The following is a 17,185-nucleotide window of genomic DNA, read 5'->3' on the forward strand; positions in this document are numbered from 1 at the left end:
GGACAGCTCGGGTCAGCGGCTCGTCCCCCCGCCGCTCGGCGTCAGTGGAACCGCCCGTCGCGGGCCCCGTGCCTCGTACGCGACGGGGTCGCCGTCCTCGTGCCAGTGGATCAGGAAGCGCTCCCCCGCCCGGTAGCTGTCCAGCCCCGCGCGGCAGTAGGCGACCATGTCGTCGGGGAGGGCGTCCAGTTCGGCCCAGGTCAGTTCCGAGCACTTGTCGGGTTCGGCGTTGCGCGGCGGGCGGGCCGGGTCGTACTCCGCCTCGAAGAACCAGCCGATGCGCGGGGCACCGCCGGGGCCCCGGTGCTGCATGACCAGGGCCACCCGCAGCTCGGCCGGGTCCAGGACGACACCGATCTCCTCGGCCGCCTCACGGATCATCGCCTCGCGGACGTCCTCTCCGCCCTCCACGTGACCGGACGGCGCGTGGAGCAGGCCGTCCGCGTATCCCGTGCCGGCGCGGCGGGCGAGCAGGACCTCGGAGCCGCGTCGCAGGACGAGATGGACGTCGACGACCTCGCTGTGCCGGTGCGGCGGCCGGATGTGCGCGAGCACGGCATACCGCTCGTCGTCGACCCGCTTGCCCCAGAGGGCCGGGTCGCCGGAGAGGCTCTCGTGGTGGACGCGCTCGGCGAGCGGTGCGAGCAGCCCGGTCAGTCGCCCGGCCGGGATGCCCGCGCCGCCCCAGACCCCTTCGACCAGCACGAGCCGGCCCCCGGGCCGCAGCAGACCGAACCAGTGGCGCAGGGCGCCCGCCGGGTCGGGCAGCAGCCACACCACGTGGCGGGCCAGGATCACGTCGAACCGGCGGTCACCGACCGGAGGCCGGCCCGCGTCCCCGACCAGCACCTCGGCGCCGGTCCCGGCGAGCTTGTCCCGGGCCCGGTCCGCCATCCTCGGCGAGGCGTCAACGGCCGTCACCCGGTGGCCCTGTTCGGCGGCGAGCAGCGAAAGGCTTCCGGTTCCGCACCCGAGGTCGAGGACGTCGGAGTCCGTGCCGGGCAGCCAGGTCTCCAGCCGCCGCGCCCAGGCCGCGCGGACCGCGGGGTCGAGCAGCCCGTGGTCGGGGTCCTGGTCGAAGGATTCGGCGGCGGCATCCCAGTCGATCGTCGTCATGGGTCCGATGGTGTCAGCCGCCACTGACAACGGCGGTCAGTCCGTGAGCCGCTTGCGGTAGTGGAAGCGGTCGTACGGTCCGTCCACGCGCCGCTCCACCAGCTCGTACCCGTACCGCGGGTACATCTTCTGGTTCTCCCACATCAGGGCGTTCGTGCAGAGCCGGACCTCGGGGAGGCCGAGGGTGCGCGCGTGGGCGTCGGTGAAGGCGAGAAGGCGCCGGCCGACCCCCCGGCCCGCCGCGTCCGGGTGGACGGCGATGCTCTCCAGGAAGAGGTGGTCCTCGTGCGGGACGAGGACCAGCACGCCGACGACGTCCGGGGCGCCGGTGACGTACACGTGTCCCGCGGCGACGTCCGCCGCGTGGTCCGCCTCCATGGGGGCCGGGACGACGCCGATGCGGGCGATGTAGTGGCGGAACGCGGCATCGATGACGGCCCGTACGGCGGGCACGTCGGCGGGGGTGGCGGCACGGATCCCGTCGGCCGGGGCAGCTGTCATGGGGTCACGGTACGAGGGGGCCGCCCGTGTCGTACCGGGTGACCCCCTCTCGTACGGCCGTGTCTACTTCTCGGCCGCCGCCCTGCGTCGTATCACCAGCTTCTTCACCAGGGGCCAGGCCAGGATCAGGACGACCACCGCGTACACCGTCACGGAGAACGGCGTGTCGACCAGGCCCGAGACGCTGCCGTCACTGATCTGGAGCGCCCGCCGCAGCTGCTGTTCGGCGGCCGGGCCGAGGATGACACCGATCACCGCGGGCAGCACCGGCAGTCCGTACCTCCGCATGCCGAGCCCGATCAGGCCGATGACCAGCAGGATCACCAGGTCGAAGGACTCGCCGCCGACCGCGTACGCACCGACGGCGGCGAAGAACAGGATGCCCGCGTAGAGGTACGGGCGCGGGATGCGCAGCAGCTTCGCCCAGAGCGGGGCGAGCGGCAGGTTGAGGGCGAGCAGCAGCACCATGCCTACGAAGAGGGAGGCGATGAGGCCCCAGACCAGTTCCGGTTCGCGCTCGAAGAGGAGCGGGCCGGGCTGGATGCCGTACTGCTGGAACGCGGCCAGCATCACCGCGGCGACGGCGGTGGTGGGGAGGCCGAGGGTGAGCATCGAGACGAGGGTTCCCGCGGCGGATGCGGAGGCCGCCGACTCCGGGCCTGCGACGCCTTCGATGGCGCCCTTGCCGAACTCGTCGCGGTGCTTGGACAGCCGCTTCTCCGTGACGTACGAGAGGAACGTGGGTATCTCCGCGCCGCCCGCCGGGATCGCGCCGAAGGGGAAGCCGATGACGGGGCCGCGCAGCCAGGACTTCCAGGTGCGCCGGACGTCCTCCTTGCCGAGCCACGGGCGGCCGACGGGGATCGCCTCCCCGGAGGAGCGACGCAGGTGCGCGGCGACCCAGAGGGCCTCGCCGATGGCGAAGAGGCCGACCGCGACGATCACGACGTCCACCCCGTCGGCCAGTTGGAGCGAGCCGAAGGTGAGCCGCTGCTGCCCGGTCATCTGGTCGAGGCCGACCAGACCGATGGTGAGACCGACGAGGAGGGAGGCGAGACCGCGGATGCGGGAGGACCCGAGGACGGAGGTGACGGCGATGAAGGCCAGCACCATGATCGCGAAGTAGTCGGGTGCGCCGATGCCGACGGCGAGCGAGGCGATGGTCGGGGCGAGGACGACGAGCAGGATCGTGCCGATCATGCCGCCGGCGAAGTGGCCGATCGCGGCGGCGGCGAGTGCCTGCGGCCCGCGCCCCGCCTTCGCCATCGGATGTCCTTCCATCGCGGCGACGACGGCCGCGCTCTCCCCGGGGGTGTTGAGAAGGATGGAGGTGGTGGAGCCGCCGAACATCGCCCCGTAGTAGATCCCGGCGAACATGATGAAGGCACCGGTCGGTTCTAGTCCGTACGTCACCGGCAGCAGGAGCGCCACGGCCATGGCCGGGCCGATGCCGGGGAGCACACCGATCGCCGTGCCCAGCAGGACGCCGAGGGCGGCCCAGAGCAGATTGACGGGCGTGAGCGCCGTACCGAAGCCGTCGAGGAGGGAGTTGAGGGAATCCATCGGTCAGAGCACCCCCATCAGCGGGCCGCCCGGCAGGGGGACTCCGAGCAGGTTGTCGAAGACGAAGTAGGTCACGAGGGAGATTCCGGCCGCGATGAGCGGATCACGCGCGTAGTGGCGGCTGCCGAGCGCGTAGGCGGAACCCCAGAAGAGCAGGGCGCCGGAGACCGGGAAGCCGAGCGGGCCGATGAGGACGGCGTTGGCGAGGAAGACTCCGGTGAGCAGGAGCACCGTGCGCCAGTCGGCCGGTTCGCCGAGGTCGATGTCCTCGCCGCCCTCCGCCTCTCCCCGTCCGCCGCGCAGGACGTCGACGGCGAGGAGCACGGCGACGACCAGCAGTCCGGCGCCGACGACGAGGGGGACGGTCCTGGGGCCGACGGGGCCGCGCTGGGTGAGGTCGACGCTCATGGTGACGGCGTCGGAGAGGACGAGGACGCCGAGGGCCAGGAGCAGCACGCAGACGCCGAGTTCGGAGTGGTCGCGCAGCCAGCCGCCGCGCTTCGGGGCAGGGGCGGGTACGGGGGTCCCGGTGGTCACAGTCCCAGCTCCTTCAGGACCGTGGCGACGCGCTGGTCCTGTGCGTCCAGGAAGTCGCCGAAGGCGTCGCCGGTGAGGAAGGCGTCGTCCCAGCCGTTCTTCTTCATCGATTCCTTCCACTCCGGTGAGTCGTGCAGCTTCCGGATCAGGGCGACGAGCTTGTCGCGTTCGGCGCCGGAGAGGCCGGGCGGGGCGACGATGCCACGCCAGTTGGTGAAGTCGGTGTCCAGACCCGATTCGCGGAGGGTGGGGGCGTCGAGGCCGGGGACCCGCTTCGGTCCGGTGACGGCGAGCAGCCGCAGCTCTCCCGCCCTGATCTGGTCGAGGTATTCGCCGACACCGGAGACGCCGAAGGCGACCTTGTTGCCGAGGATCGAGGCGAGGAGTTCGCCACCGCCGTCGAAGGGGATGTAGTTGACCTCCTTCGGCGCGATTCCGGCGGCCTTCGCCATCAGCATCGGGGCGAGGTGGTCGGGTCCGCCGGGCGAGGAGCCGCCGCCGACGGGGAGCTCGCCGGGGTTCTTTTTCCATGCCTCGACCAGCTGGCCGATGGTCCTGTACGGGGAGTCCTTGGCGACGACGACGATGTCCTGCTCCTCGGTGAGCCGGGCGATCGGGGTCGTGTCGCCGAGTGTCTTCGGCGACTTGTTGGTGTGGACCGCGCCCACCACCCCGAGTCCCATGGACATGGCGAGCTTGCCGTTGCCGTGTTCGCCGACGAGCCGGGCCAGGCCGACGGTGCCGCCCGCGCCGGGGAGGTTGAACACCTCGACGTTGTGGGTGAGTCCGGCGTCCTCGGCGTTCTTGGCAGCGGTGCGTGCGGTGATGTCGTAACCGCCGCCGGGGGTGTTGGGGACCATGAGGCGCAGTCCGGGAATCTGTGTCCCGGTGCCGGAGCCGCTGCCCGTGGAGAGCAGCGGTGGTGCCACGAGCACCAGCAGCGCTGCCCCGGCCAGGGCGAGTGGAGTGCGCAGTCGCACGGGTTCCGCCTTTCTCTGTGAGGTGGCCCACATGTTGCCTGCGCGTTAACGAGCTGTCTCCGTTCCGGAATCAACGGACGTTGTGGTCGTTGTGGTCGCGCCCTACCGTGTCGACGTGACGAAAGTGCTGGTGGTGGACGACGACTTCATGGTCGCGAAGCTGCACTGCCGCTATGTGTCCGCGACGGACGGGTTCACGGTCGTCGGGGTGGCCCACAGCGGCGCCGAAGCGCTGCGCGCGGCGCGGGAGTTGCGTCCCGATCTGGTCCTGCTCGACATCTATCTGCCCGATATGGACGGGATCGGTGTGCTGCGCGCACTGCGCGCGGCGGAGGGGTCGGCCGCCGACGGGCACAGCGTCGACGCGCTGTTCATCACGGCCGCCCGCGACGCCGGGGTGGTGCGGGCGGCCCTGCGGGCGGGTGCGTTGCACTATCTGATCAAGCCGTTCCACCCGTCGGCGCTCCAGGAGCAACTGCAGCACGTGGCCTCGTTGCGCAACCGGCTCGACGCTCTCGACGAGGCACGCCAGGAGGCCCGGCAGGAGGACGTGGACCGGATCTTCGGCACCCGTCCGCCGGGCTCGCGCGAACTGCCCAAGGGCCTCGCGGCGCACACCGCCGATCTGGTGGAGCGGATCCTCCGTGACCACCCGGACGGGCTGTCCGCGTCCCAGTGCGCGGAGGCGGGCTCCCTGTCACGGGTCAGCACCCGCCGGTATCTGGAGTACTTCGCGGAGACGGGGCGCGCGGAAGTGACGCTGCGGTACGGCGGAACGGGGCGTCCCGAGCGCCGGTACCGCGCTGTTCTTCATCGCTTCTGAGTGGCTCCCCAAGCGCGCCACAACAGTCCTGTTGGGTGCCACGAGCCTTCCCCGTGCAGGTCAGCACCCCGCCCTGCGAGCTGGCCGCAGGCCGCTGCTTCGCCCGCCCCGGCGGGTGAATCTACGTATTCGATTACGTAGTTCTACTGGCGCCTCCGGAAGGCAACGTTGGGAGACTCGCCCCATGCGCTTCCTGACGGAGACGGGTGTCACGCCGGGGAACTTGCTGCCTCCCCATTGGGCAACCGTCGACAGCGGTCCAACAGGGAGCCAACGCTGTCTGGTCAAGAGAGCCCAGCTGAACATTGGAGAGTCCTCCGTTGGTTTCCAAAATTCGTGTCCTTCTGGGCATGCTCGTGCTCCTGGCGCTGGCCATCGGCGCCATCGCCCTGCTCGCGGCCGTGAAAGCCGACGCCGCCTGGTTCACGATCGTCCCTCTCGGCATCCTCTTCATCGGCGCGTCCGTCGTCCGGTCGCTCGGATGGTTCGACAAAAAGGCCGGTGACTGACCTGGCGGCTCGCAGGTCGGAGTAGATGGTCTCCGAGTGGATGACCACGCGGGTAGGTCAGCGGCTCACAGGGCAACACGGCTCCCGGCGGGCGCTTCCCTGAGCCCTCTCCTAACCGCCCCTTAAGCGCGCCATAACGATGGCCGCCAGGGCCTTCCGACCGTCGGATCCGCTGTCCGTGGCGGCTAGTTTGCTGATCACCGGGACGGGGTCCGTTCCGTCGGCGACATCCGAACGGGGGGTCTCACCGCCGTACGGGCCCTGCTCCGCACCCCCCGCACCGGACGTCCGCACACAGACGTGCCCCGCCGAAGGAGATCGCCACCATGGCCGCCATCACGACCGTTCATCGCAAGCTCGCCGGGATCCTCGCCCTGGGTGTCGCGCCGCTCGCGCTGACCGGCCTCTCCGCCGCTCCGGCCGCCGCCCACGGTTCGCTGACGGACCCGGTGAGCCGCGTCTCGGCCTGCTTCGCCGAGGGGCCGGAGAGCCCGAAGTCGGCCGCCTGCCAGGCGGCGGTCGCGGCGGGCGGTACGCAGGCGCTGTACGACTGGAACGGGGTGAACATCGCCAACGCGGCGGGCAAGCACCGTGAACTGATCCCGGACGGCAAGCTGTGCAGCGCCGGCAACGACAAGTTCAAGGGGCTGGACCTTCCGCGCGCCGACTGGCCCTCGACCTCGATGAAGGCGGGCGCGCACACCTTCCGGTTCCGGGCCACCGCTCCGCACCGGGGCTCGTTCGAGCTGTACCTCACCAAGGCCGGCTACGACCCGGCGAAGCCCCTGAAGTGGTCGGACCTGGAGGAGAAGCCGTTCGCCGAGGCCACCGACCCGAAGTTGGAGAACGGTTCGTACGCCTTCGACGGCACCCTGCCGGCGCGTTCCGGGCGGCAGCTGATCTACACCGTCTGGCAGCGTTCGGACTCCCCCGAGGCGTTCTACGCCTGCTCCGACGTGGTCTTCGGCGCGGCGGCGGGCGGCAGCGGTTCGGTCGCCGCGGTCCCGGCTCCCTCGGCGTCGGCCCCCTCCGAGGAGGAGATCACCGAGGGCGCCGACAAGTCGTCCGTCGAGCACAACGGGCACGGTGACGACGACGCCGGTACGGCGGCGGAGGTCACCGAGGCATCCCCGGCGGCCGGGACGGAGACGCCCGGTACGGCGGCTCCCGCCCCGGCCAACGCCCCGGAGGCCAACGGCTCCGGGGCGGGCGAGGAGCTCGCCGAGACGGGCGGTTCGAGCAGCAGCACGTACCTCGCGATCGGCGGGGCGGCGGCGCTGGCCGTCGGCGCGGCGGCCCTGTTCACGTCGACGCGTCGCCGGGCGGCCTCCGCCGCCCGCCACGGGCGCTGACGGCCGGTACGGGTCCGGTGGACGGCGAGGCGGTGGTGCGGGGACAGCCGCGCCACCGCCTCGCCGGATTCAGGTCGCGCGGGCGGCGCCCGGTGCGCCCGGGCCGGGGTCAGCCGATCACCGACAAGCAGTTCGTCGGGGTGGCGTGCGCCGGGTCCAGGGCGTTCTCCACCTCGTGGAAGGCGATCCGGTCGATGGTCCCGATCGCCACGTGCTCGGACAGGTCGGCCGCGCACAGGTCCTGGAGAAGGACGTTGCGTACGTTCGGCCCGTCCAGGTACTGCGTGCGGTACGGGGTCACGACCTCGTCGTACCGGGTGGCGATGACGGTGTAGCGGACTCCGGGCACGGTGTCGGCGCCCGCGTTGAGCTTGGTCATGAACGCGGAGCCGGCGACCTGGTCGGCGAGGCCGGGGGTGGCGGCGGTGAGCAGGTCCTCGGCGCCGGGGAAGTACGGCAGCAGCTTGGTCAGCCCGAGGAGGGTGGTGCCGTGGTTGTCGGGGGCGATGCCGACGAGGGCGTTCACCTTCGCGGCGCCACCGAGGAACTTCAGGTAGTAGTTCGGCATCATGCCGCCCTGGGAGTGGCCGACGAGGTCGGCCTTGGGCGCTCCGGTGGCGGCGAGCACCTTGTCGACGAACACGTCGAGCTGTCCGGCCGACTTCTCGATCGGGCCGAGTCCGTTGAAGAGCGGGACGCCCGGGAGCTGCCCGTAGTCGAGGGAGAAGACGCAGTACCCCCGGTTGACGAGGTAGGGGGCGAGGACCAGCCAGTTGTCGATCGAGTTGCCGAACGTGCCGTGGACCAGGACGACGGGGCGGGGATGGGCGGCGGAGGGCTTGCAGGTGTAGTCGTTCCAGCCACGCGACGTGGCGGTCTCGGCTGTGGGGGTGGCGGCGGTCGCGGTGGCCGTGGGGGCGGCGAAGGCTGCGACGACCAGGAGCAGCGCGGTCAGCGTCCGGCGCGCACGGCGGGTGCGCACCGGACGATTCCAGGGCAGCATCGTGTGTTCTCCTTGCGGCTCAAGGGAGTTGCGATGTCTGTGCGCCCTGCGGCCCGGACCACAAGAGTTATGTGCTCATGCCAAATTACGCACGGGTAAGGTAGCTAGGGAAGTTACGCGTCGGTAAAAACTGACGCCCCGGCACGGAGCGTCGTATCAAGGCGTCATGACGGGCAGACCGGCCCCCGGTTCCACCGCCGAGGGCGGCACCGCCGCCCGCCGCGCGGACACCCCCGCCAGGAGGCCGGCCGCGCGCCGGACAGGGTGCGTGGCGGACCCCAGGCCATCGGCACCGCTCGGGATCATTCCGTGGCGGACCGCTTCGCCGCCTTGCTCTTGGCGGCACTCGCGCCGCCCCCGGCCTTGCCGGTCGCACTCTTCCGCGTCCTCGTGGCCTTCACCGCGCCCGCGGCCTTCTTCGTACCCGCGGTGATCCTCGCGCCCGCGGCTTTCGTCGCACCTGCGGCCTTTTCCGTGCCTGTGACCTTCTCCGCTCCCACGACCTTCTCCGCGCCTGCGGCCTTCTCCGCTCCCGCGGCCTTTTCCGCTCCCGCGGCCACCCGCGAGGGCGCTGCCCGGGTCGCCGCGGTCGGCCACTTGAACTCGATCTCCAGCTCGATCTCCCCGTCCTCGACCTCGATCTCGATCTCACTGCGAAGTTCGTCGGGGATCCGCAGGCTCAGCGTCCCGAGGCCGAGTTCCAGTTCGGCATCGTCACCTTCCCTCAGCGCGGCGGCGAGCGCCTCCAGCTGATCAGCAGCCTCCTGGCGTGACAGCGAGCGCTTCTGCTCGAACTTGAGGTCCTTCATGGGCATCTCCGATCCGGCATGCACAGTAAATATCCGTAATTCTGATGCTATGCACGGGATCGGGCATCCTCATGGCCGAGCGGAGCGCCTGAACGGTCCATCGCGCGGACGAAAACCCCCCACCACGCTTCCCCGCCTCGGCGTTCTCCTGATACAGAGCGACTCCGGCCCGGGTCCGCCAACCGGCTGACCTCCGCGGCGGGTCGCGTACCGCCGTGTGGGGTGGCTGGGACGATGCCGGGATGGCACCCACGGCGGGCACTGCGGCGAGTCCGGCAACAGCACGACTCGTCCTGCTGACACTCGCGGCCGGCCAGTTCCTGATGGCACTCGACAGCTCTGTCATGAACGTCTCGATCGCGACCGTGGCCGAGGACGTGGGCACGACCGTGACGGGTGTCCAAGGCGCCATCACGGCGTACACCCTCGTGATGGCGATGTTCATGATCCCCGGGGGCAAGGCAGGGGCGCTGATCGGCCGCAAGCGCGCGTTCATGATCGGCTGCGTCATTTACGGCTGCGGCTCCCTCACCACGGCGCTCGCACCGAACCTGCCCGTACTGCTGCTCGGCTGGTCGTTCCTGGAGGGGATCGGGGCGGCGCTCATCCTGCCCGCGATCGTGGCGCTCGTGGCCAGCAACTTCGCCACCGAACGGCGTCCCGCCGCCTACGGGCTCGTGGCAGCCGCGGGGGCCGCCGCCATCGCGGTCGGGCCGCTCGTCGGGGGTGTCGCGACGACGTACTTCTCCTGGCGGTGGGTCTTCGCCGGTGAGGTGGTGATGGTGCTCGGCATCCTGGTGCTGGGCCGCCGCATCACGGACGCCCCGATCGGCGAACACCCGCGTATCGATCTCGTCGGCGCCGTACTCTCCGCCCTCGGGCTCGGGCTCTTCGTCTACGGGGTACTCCGCTCGGACGAATGGGGATGGTTCCAGCCGAAGCCCGACGCGCCTTCGTGGATCGGCGTTTCGATGGTCGTCTGGCTGATGTTGGCCGGCCTGTTCCTGGTCTGGCTCTTCCTCCGCTGGGAGGCCCTCCTGGTGCGGCGGCACCGGGAGCCACTCGTCGACCCCGCCATTCTGCACAACAAGCAGCTGACCGGCGGGCTGACGATGTTCTTCTTCCAGTACCTCGTCCAGATGGGCATCTTCTTCGTCGTACCGCTCTACCTGTCGGTGGCGCTGGGCCTCTCCGCGCTCGCGACCGGCGCCCGCCTCCTGCCCCTCTCGCTGACGCTGCTGGCGGCAGCCATCCTGATCCCGCGCTTCTTCCCCGACGTCTCGCCGAGGCGGGTGGTCCAGCTCGGGATCTTCGCGTTGCTCGCGGGCGCGGTGGTCCTGATGGCCGCGCTCGACGCGGACGCCGGTGCGGAAGTCGTCGCCGTCCCCCTCCTGCTGATCGGGCTCGGCATGGGCGCACTGGCGTCGCAGCTCGGATCGGTCACCGTGTCCGCGGTACCGGAGGCGCAGAGCGCGGAGGTGGGCGGCGTCCAGAACGCCGTCACCAACCTCGGCGCCTCGATCGGGACCGCACTCGCCGGTTCGATCATGATCGCCACGCTCACGTCCTCGTTCCTGGGCAGCGTCATGCAGAACCCGGCGATCCCGGAGGAGGTCAAGAGCCAGGCGACCGTCGAGCTCGAAAGCGGTGTGCCGTTCCTGTCGGACGCCCAGCTCACGTCCGCCCTCGAAGAAGCGGGCACGAACACGGAGGTGAGCCAGGCGGCACTCGACGCGAACGCCGACGCCAGGATCGACGGCCTGCGCGCCGCGCTCGCCATCCTCGCCTTCGCCGCACTCCTCGCGATGTTCTTCACGCACCGGATCCCGACGACCCAGCCCCGCTCGGTGGAGCCGGGGAAGCCCTAAGGTCCGCACGCAAGGCGCGGACGAGGGCCGACCTGCCCCCTCGCCCGTGCGGCGACCCCCGTGCGGGAGCCCCCGAGGGGTTCTAGTGTTGAGGGGAATCCTGGCGGTCCGAAGGCATCCACACCTTTTGCCTCACTCCCGCACGGGCTCGAGAACACCCCAGGAGCGCCGCTCCGGGTCGCCGCGTCCTCTGCCGGGCGGCCCCGGCCGCCGCACCGCCAGGCAGGAGGGCCTTCGATGCTCCCGAGTGCGACCACCGCGATGCGCGCGGCACCCCACGCGACGCCCGAGAAGCGCGCGGCCTTCGGCAAGGAGGCCCGGCGTCGCTCGCCGCGGTCGGGGCATGCCGTGTACAGGCCGTCTCCCGACAGGCCGGACCCGCTGGAGATCCTGGAGGCGCAGTCCGCGGCACGGGTGCCCGAACTCGTCCCGATCCGCTACGCCCGGATGACGGAGTCCCCGTTCCGCTTCTACCGGGGCGCCGCCGCCGTCATGGCCTCCGACCTGGCCGACACCCCGCGCTCGGGGCTCGTGGCCCAGCTGTGCGGGGACGCGCACATGCTCAACTTCCGTCTGCTCGCCTCGCCGGAGCGGCAGTTGATGTTCGACATCAACGACTTCGACGAGACACTGCCGGGCCCCTGGGAGTGGGACGTCAAGCGGCTGTCGGCCAGTCTCGTCATCGCCGGCCGGGCGAACGGCTTCGACGACTCCGAGCGCACCCGCATCGTGAGCTGGACGGTCCGTGCGTACCGCGAGGCGATGATCCGCTTCGCGGGCATGAGCAACCTCGATGTCTGGTACGCGAAGATCGGCGCGGACCGTCTCAAGGCCCTCGCCGCAACCGCCTCCACGAAGCGCGGACAGAAGAACCTGGCTTCCGCCATGGCGAAGGCCCGCACCCGCGACAGCCTGGACGCCTTCGGCAAGCTCACGGAGACGGTCGACGGCCGGCCCAGGATCGCGGCGGATCCCCCACTGCTCGTCCCGGCCGGAGACCTGCTGCCGGACATCGAGCGCAGTGCGCTCGAGCGCACGTTCCGCGGACTGGTCGAGCGGTACGGCCGCACCCTGCCGTCCGACCGGCGCGCGCTGCTCCAGGACTACAGACTGGCGGACGTCGCCCGCAAGGTGGTCGGTGTCGGCAGCGTCGGCACCCGCTGCTGGATCTTCCTCCTGCTCGGACGGGACGACCAGGACCCGCTCTTCCTCCAGGCCAAGGAGGCCGACACCTCCGTGCTCGCCCCGCACGTCGGCGCGAGCCGGTATCCCAACCAGGGCGAGCGGGTGGTCTCGGGCCAGCGGCTGATGCAGGCGACGAGCGACATCTTCCTGGGCTGGGAACGGGTCGACGGGATCGACGGCAAGAAGCGCGACTTCTACCTCCGCCAGTTGCGCGACTGGAAGGGCATCGCGCTGCCGGAGCGGATGCAGCCGAAGGACATGCGCGCGTTCGGCGAACTGTGCGGGGTCACGCTGGCTCGCGCGCACGCGCGGTCCGGCGACCGGATCGCGATCGCCTCGTATCTGGGCAGCGGCGACACGTTCGACCGGGCCCTCGCGACGTTCGCGGAGGCGTACGCCGACCAGAACGAGCGTGACCACCAGGCGCTGGTCGACGCGGTGCGCGCGGGCCGGCTGCCCGCCGAGGAACCGGCGGCCTGACGCGGCCGGTCAGTCGGCCAGGGTGGCCGGACGTACGGCCTCCGGCCCGAAGCGACGGCGGGCACGGTCCGCGGCGGCTTCGACCGCGCGGGCACGGGCGTCCTGGGGATCCAGGGAGAGCTGCCAGTAGGCGCTGTCGGCCGGCATCAGGTGGTCGGCACGGAGCGCGAAGGCCCGGACCCGCGCTCGCTGCAGCCCCAGACCGGTCAACAGGCCCAGGGCGGTCGCGACGAGGACGGGTGAGTGGTCGGTGGGTTCCGGCAGTGCGCGCGTGCGGGTGGTCGAACTGTGGTCGGCGTAGCGCACGGTGAGGGTGAGGCGTCCCGCGATCTGCTTTTCCCCGCGCAGGCGTTGGCCGATCCGCTCGGCGAGCCCGAGGACGGCGCGGTGACGTAGCGCAGGGTCGAGGCAGTCCCGGTCCAGCGCCGTGTCGGCGACCAGGTGCTCCGTCGGCTCCGTCCGAGTAGCCGGGCGGGGATCGTGACCACGGGCCCGCTCGGCCAGCAGCCGGGCGGGGGCGGCACCCAGCAGTCTCTGCAGGGTCGCCGGGGACAGGTCGGCGACCTGGCCGATGGTGTGCAGACCGTACTTCCCGAGCGTCTCCGCCGTGGCGCGGCCGATTCCCGGCAACGCGGTGACCGGCCGGGGGTACAGCCAGGCTGCGGCCTGCCCGGCGGGAACCCAGGTGGTGTCCCCCGGCGCGGACGCGTCGGCCGCCATGGCGGCCAGCATGCGGTTGCCCGCGAGCCCGGCGCTGCTGTCGATGCCGTAGAGGGCCTTCAACCTGAACTTCGCCAACTGGACGACGTCGTAGGCGGACAGGTCGAAGTACCGGAGTGCCGACGTCAGGTCGAGCTGAACGGCGTCGGGCGGAACGGCCTGGACGTGCGGAGTGATACCGGACACCAGTTCGATTATTTTTTCGTACTGATCCTCGCTCGAAGCGGTGTGCAGGTGGAGGTGGGCGATGTGCCGCTGACGCGTGGTCATCCCGCACTCCCCGGGCTGGTGTAGCCGAACTTCTTCAGGTCGGCCGAGCGGTCGCCGGCAGGCTGCAGATCGGCGTACGGGTGAAGACGGGCGCCGGTGGTGCCGTTGACCAGGGTGCGCTGCGGCTGGGCAGGGGTCGGGTGCGGGTGGTCGGCGCCGAGCAGGGCGAGCGCGGCCTCGGGACCGCGGTCGCGGCGGGCGGCGGCGATCCGTTCGAGGTCCCAGGCCATGGTGCCGACGACGGTACGGCGGGTGCCGCGCACCTGGACCGTGCCGCGGACCAGCAGCAGGCCGCTGTGGAAGACGGTGTGCGCGCAGGCCGGGTGGGAGTCCTCGAAGAAGGCCAGGTCGACCAGCCCGGAGCCGTCCTCCAGCGTGACGAAGATGACGCGCTTGCCACTGGCGATCGGCGGGGTCTGGGTGGAGGCCCGCACACCGGCGACGAGGACCTGCTGCCCCGGACGCATAGCGGCCAGATGGGCCGCGTCGGTCGCTCCGGCCTCCCGCAGCAGGCGGTGGTGATGCTCCATCAGATGCCTGGAGACGTCGATGCCGAGGGTGCTCAGCTCCGCGCTCAGGGCCTCCCGCCCTGTCATCTCCGGCAGGCCGCTCGGCTCCGCCCCGCCGACAGCGCCCGCGTCCAGGGGCAGCTGACCCTTGCCCGCCGACCGGGTGCGGGACTGCCGGTGGAGCTCGGCGATCTGCAGCAGCAGGTCCCGCCGGGTGAGACGCCCGTCGTGCAGGCAGTTCAGGGCACCGACCTCGGCGAGGCGTTCGGCGACCGGCCTGCTGGGGTGGGCCCGCTGCCAGAAGTCCGACAGCGATCCGTACGGCCGGCCCTCCTCGATCCGCGCGCACTCCTCCTCACTGATGCCGTGCACCCCGGACAGCGCGAGCCGCACGCCCCACTCCTCCTCCTCGGTCATCTCCACGGTGTGCTTCGTGCAGGAGCGGTTGACGTCGACGGGCAGGACCCGGACACCGCGACGCCGGGCATCGGAGACGAGGACGCGCTTGGGCCACATCCCGGGGTCGTGTTCGAGCAGACCGGCCAGCAGGAACGCCGGATAGTGCGCCTTGAGCCAGGCGCTCTGCAGGGCCGGTACGGCGAAGGCGACCGCGTGCGCCCGGCAGAAGCCGTAGGCGCCGAACGCCTCGACCGTCTTCCAGACCTGGTCGCGCACCGTCTCGCTGTACCCGTGTGCGCGCGCCTGCCGGTGGAACCAGCCCTTGATCCTGGGCAGCCGGTTCTTGTCACCGAGCGCGCGCCGGGCGATCTCGGCCAGCGCGCGGTCGCAACCGGTCATCACCGCCAGCGTCTCGATGATCTGCTCGTGCCAGATGGTCACGCCGTAGGTGTCGGCGAGCACCGGCTCCAGGTCCGGGTGGGCGTACGACGGCGTGCCGCCATGGCGTGCGGCGATGTACCGCTCGGGCATGCCGCCTGCAACGGGGCCGGGCCGGAAGAGACTGATGTCGGCAATGACGTCCTGCGGGTCGCGGGGCTGCAGCCGGGACAGCAGGTCCTGTTGCCCGGGTGACTCCAGCTGGAACAGGCCCAGGGTCTGGCTCTCCTGGATGAGCTTGAACGCGAAGACGTCGTCGAGCGGCACCTGGCGCGGGTCGTCCATGTCGATGCGGTTGCCGGTCACCCGTTCGATCTCGGTGACCGCATGCGCCATCGAGGACAGCATCCGGACGCCCAGGACGTCCAGTTTGATATTGCCCAGCGCCTCGATCTCCTCCTTGGCCGCCATGGCCATGGGGTAGTCGCCCTGGGGGGTCGGCTGCACCGGCAGCCGGTCCAGGAGCGTCGCGTCGCTGATGACCACTCCACAGGGGTGCATGGCCATGCCGTACACCAGCGAGTCGAGTCCCTCGGCGAGCTCCCACAGCGGCCCGTACCGGTGCGCCTCGGCCGCCAACTGCCGCAACTCGGGCAGCTCGGCGAGCGCCCCGGTGATGTCGGAGGCCCGCAGATGCGGGAAGCTCTTGGCGATCCGGTCGATCTCCGCCGGTGCGATCCCCAGGGCCAGGCCGGTATCGCGCAGGGCGCGGCGGGCCCGATAGGTCTCGGGCATGGCGGTGACCGCCACCCGCTCCTTGCCGAACCGGTCGAAGATCAGGTCGTAGCACTCCAGCCTCCTGGCGGACTCGACGTCGATGTCGATGTCCGGAAGCGACGCCCGCCGCAGGCTCAGGAAGCGTTCGAACAGCAGGCGGTGGTCAAGGGGGTTGGCGGTGGCGATGCCCAGGACGTGGCAGACCAACGATCCGGCGCCCGAGCCGCGGGCCGAGACCCGGATGCCCTTCTCCCGGATGTCGGCCACGACCTGGCCGACGGCAAGGAAGTACGAGTCGTAGTCCAGCTCGGAGATCACGGCGAGTTCCTCGTCCAGCCGGTCGAGCGCCGGCCGGTCCCGGTCGATGCCGCGGCGGACCATCCCGGCCTCGCACTGCTGACGCAGGAGTTGCGCGGCTGCCCCCGCTCCGGGCCCGGCCCCGAAGAGCGCCGGTTCCGGGAAGTGCGGCGTGCCAAGACCGAGATCCGCCCGGGGGTCGAGGGTGCACGCGTCCGCCGTCGCAACGGTGTCGGCCATCAGGCGGCGCGCCCGCCGGGGGTCCGCCCCGGCGCACTCGGCGACCATCCGCGCGATGACCGTCATCGCCCTTTCGTCCTTGAGCCAGCGCTGCCCGCTGTCCAGGCGGCGCCGGTCGATCGGCCGCAGCAACCTCGCGGCGTCCAGGACATCGGCAAGCCGGTGCTGGTCCGGGTCGGCGTAGCGGACCGCGTTGGAGAGCACCGCGGTGGTGCCGGTGCGATCGGCCAGCGCCAGGGTGCGCGCAGCCAGCCGAAGCGAGCCGGGCCCGATGCCGAAACGTTTATGCACTACGACTTCCAGCCTGACTCCCGTACCGAAGATCTCCCGCCACGGAGCCAGTAGCTTCGTCGCGACGTCCTCGCGCCCGGCCGCCAGAGCCCGTACCGGCTCCGAGAGCGGTCCGAGCAGCACGGTCAGACCGGGGCCGCCGTGCTCGCGCAGCGCCTCCCACGGCACCACCGGCGCCGTACCGGACACGGCACCGGCATGGGCGGCCGACGTGATGCGGCACAGCCGCGCCCACCCCGCCCGGTTCTGCGCGAGCAGCACGAACCGCAGCGGCGGCTCAGCGACATGCGCGCCACCGCGCGCCGGGGTGCGGGGCCGCCGGCCCGGCGGCGGAGGCGCGAGGGCCTCCACCGCCAGGTCGACACCGAAGACCGGCCGGACCCCGGCTCCCGAGCACGCCTGCGCGAACCCGACGGCCCCCGTGACCGTGTCCCGGTCGGTGAGCGCGAGCGCCGCCATGCCCCGTCCGGCCGCCTGCTGGACGAGATGCCCGGGGTGGGCGGCGCCGTAGCGGACGGAGTAACCGGACGCGACGTGCAGCTGAGCGAAGCCCGCCATGTCGCACCTCCATCACTCCA

General features: G+C 71.4%; 14 protein-coding genes. 5 read left to right on the plus strand and 9 right to left on the minus strand.

Going from position 1 to position 17,185, the window contains the following annotated elements:
• Positions 1-12 precede the first annotated feature (12 nt).
• The 5 genes from OG230_RS07315 to OG230_RS07335 form a co-directional block, all read right to left on the minus strand.
• Positions 13-1,116, minus strand: a complete 1,104-nt coding sequence (locus OG230_RS07315) for a methyltransferase domain-containing protein (protein WP_443051509.1) — start codon at positions 1,114-1,116, stop codon at positions 13-15.
• Positions 1,117-1,152: 36 nt separating this feature from the next.
• On the minus strand, positions 1,153-1,617 hold the full coding sequence (locus OG230_RS07320) for a GNAT family N-acetyltransferase (RefSeq protein ID WP_328909309.1): 465 nt from the start codon (positions 1,615-1,617) through the stop codon (positions 1,153-1,155).
• Between the two features lie 63 nt (positions 1,618-1,680).
• Complete coding sequence (locus tag OG230_RS07325) at positions 1,681-3,180, minus strand: tripartite tricarboxylate transporter permease (RefSeq protein ID WP_328909310.1); 1,500 nt, start codon at positions 3,178-3,180, stop codon at positions 1,681-1,683.
• 3 nt (positions 3,181-3,183) lie between these two features.
• The gene (locus tag OG230_RS07330; RefSeq protein ID WP_328909311.1) at positions 3,184-3,717 is read right to left on the minus strand and encodes a tripartite tricarboxylate transporter TctB family protein; all 534 of its coding nucleotides are present in this window, start codon (positions 3,715-3,717) and stop codon (positions 3,184-3,186) included.
• Positions 3,714-4,697 carry a Bug family tripartite tricarboxylate transporter substrate binding protein gene (locus OG230_RS07335; RefSeq protein WP_328909312.1) on the minus strand — a complete coding sequence of 328 codons (984 nt, stop codon included), beginning with the start codon at positions 4,695-4,697 and terminating at the stop codon, positions 3,714-3,716. Before OG230_RS07335 ends, OG230_RS07330 begins: the two co-directional genes overlap by 4 nt.
• A 115-nt stretch (positions 4,698-4,812) precedes the next feature.
• Here OG230_RS07335 and OG230_RS07340 point away from each other — a divergent pair, with 115 nt between their 5' ends.
• The 3 genes from OG230_RS07340 to OG230_RS07350 all read left to right on the plus strand — a co-directional run bounded on the left by OG230_RS07340 (position 4,813) and on the right by OG230_RS07350 (position 7,381).
• Entirely contained in the window at positions 4,813-5,520 is a 708-nt protein-coding gene (locus tag OG230_RS07340) for a response regulator (protein WP_328909313.1), read from the plus strand.
• Between the two features lie 350 nt (positions 5,521-5,870).
• Positions 5,871-6,029, plus strand: coding sequence for a hypothetical protein (locus OG230_RS07345; protein WP_328909314.1), 159 nt, complete (start codon positions 5,871-5,873; stop codon positions 6,027-6,029).
• Positions 6,030-6,355: 326 nt separating this feature from the next.
• Positions 6,356-7,381 carry a lytic polysaccharide monooxygenase auxiliary activity family 9 protein gene (locus tag OG230_RS07350; RefSeq protein ID WP_328909315.1) on the plus strand — a complete coding sequence of 342 codons (1,026 nt, stop codon included), beginning with the start codon at positions 6,356-6,358 and terminating at the stop codon, positions 7,379-7,381.
• Positions 7,382-7,490: 109 nt separating this feature from the next.
• On the opposite strand, the gene OG230_RS07355 is transcribed toward OG230_RS07350, so the two are convergent.
• Together OG230_RS07355 and OG230_RS07360 are read right to left on the minus strand one after the other, a co-directional pair.
• Entirely contained in the window at positions 7,491-8,384 is an 894-nt protein-coding gene (locus OG230_RS07355) for an esterase/lipase family protein (protein ID WP_328909316.1), read from the minus strand.
• A 302-nt stretch (positions 8,385-8,686) separates the two neighbouring features.
• Positions 8,687-9,193: an amphi-Trp domain-containing protein gene (locus OG230_RS07360; protein WP_328909317.1), complete on the minus strand. Its 507-nt coding sequence runs from the start codon at positions 9,191-9,193 to the stop codon at positions 8,687-8,689.
• A gap of 242 nt (positions 9,194-9,435) precedes the next feature.
• Here OG230_RS07360 and OG230_RS07365 point away from each other — a divergent pair, with 242 nt between their 5' ends.
• Positions 9,436-11,061 (plus strand): MFS transporter, encoded by a 1,626-nt coding sequence (locus tag OG230_RS07365; protein WP_328909318.1) that lies wholly within the window; start codon positions 9,436-9,438, stop codon positions 11,059-11,061.
• A gap of 237 nt (positions 11,062-11,298) precedes the next feature.
• Positions 11,299-12,726: a DUF2252 domain-containing protein gene (locus OG230_RS07370; RefSeq protein ID WP_328909319.1), complete on the plus strand. Its 1,428-nt coding sequence runs from the start codon at positions 11,299-11,301 to the stop codon at positions 12,724-12,726.
• Positions 12,727-12,735: 9 nt separating this feature from the next.
• Here the strand turns inward: OG230_RS07370 and OG230_RS07375 are convergent, their stop codons facing one another.
• The gene (locus OG230_RS07375; protein ID WP_328909320.1) at positions 12,736-13,716 is read right to left on the minus strand and encodes a DNA polymerase Y family protein; all 981 of its coding nucleotides are present in this window, start codon (positions 13,714-13,716) and stop codon (positions 12,736-12,738) included.
• Positions 13,713-17,165, minus strand: coding sequence for a DNA polymerase III subunit alpha (locus tag OG230_RS07380; RefSeq protein WP_328909321.1), 3,453 nt, complete (start codon positions 17,163-17,165; stop codon positions 13,713-13,715). The genes OG230_RS07375 and OG230_RS07380 overlap by 4 nt, the downstream gene beginning before the upstream one ends.
• Between the last annotated feature and the right edge of the window lie 20 nt (positions 17,166-17,185).

Origin of the sequence: Streptomyces sp. NBC_00234 (genome assembly GCF_036195325.1) — a bacterium.
In the GTDB taxonomy this organism is placed as follows: domain Bacteria; phylum Actinomycetota; class Actinomycetes; order Streptomycetales; family Streptomycetaceae; genus Streptomyces.

Excerpts from the sequence above, each read along its gene's own strand:
- OG230_RS07360 (WP_328909317.1), bottom strand. The coding sequence starts at position 9,193 with ATGAAGGACCTCAAGTTCGAGCAGAAGCGCTCGCTGTCACGCCAGGAG.
- OG230_RS07375 (WP_328909320.1), bottom strand. The coding sequence starts at position 13,716 with ATGACCACGCGTCAGCGGCACATCGCCCACCTCCACCTGCACACCGCT.
- OG230_RS07320 (WP_328909309.1), bottom strand. The coding sequence starts at position 1,617 with ATGACAGCTGCCCCGGCCGACGGGATCCGTGCCGCCACCCCCGCCGAC.
- OG230_RS07380 (WP_328909321.1), bottom strand. The coding sequence starts at position 17,165 with ATGGCGGGCTTCGCTCAGCTGCACGTCGCGTCCGGTTACTCCGTCCGC.
- OG230_RS07355 (WP_328909316.1), bottom strand. The coding sequence starts at position 8,384 with ATGCTGCCCTGGAATCGTCCGGTGCGCACCCGCCGTGCGCGCCGGACG.
- OG230_RS07365 (WP_328909318.1), top strand. The coding sequence starts at position 9,436 with ATGGCACCCACGGCGGGCACTGCGGCGAGTCCGGCAACAGCACGACTC.
- OG230_RS07325 (WP_328909310.1), bottom strand. The coding sequence starts at position 3,180 with ATGGATTCCCTCAACTCCCTCCTCGACGGCTTCGGTACGGCGCTCACG.
- OG230_RS07370 (WP_328909319.1), top strand. The coding sequence starts at position 11,299 with ATGCTCCCGAGTGCGACCACCGCGATGCGCGCGGCACCCCACGCGACG.
- OG230_RS07315 (WP_443051509.1), bottom strand. The coding sequence starts at position 1,116 with ATGACGACGATCGACTGGGATGCCGCCGCCGAATCCTTCGACCAGGAC.
- OG230_RS07350 (WP_328909315.1), top strand. The coding sequence starts at position 6,356 with ATGGCCGCCATCACGACCGTTCATCGCAAGCTCGCCGGGATCCTCGCC.
- OG230_RS07345 (WP_328909314.1), top strand. The coding sequence starts at position 5,871 with ATGCTCGTGCTCCTGGCGCTGGCCATCGGCGCCATCGCCCTGCTCGCG.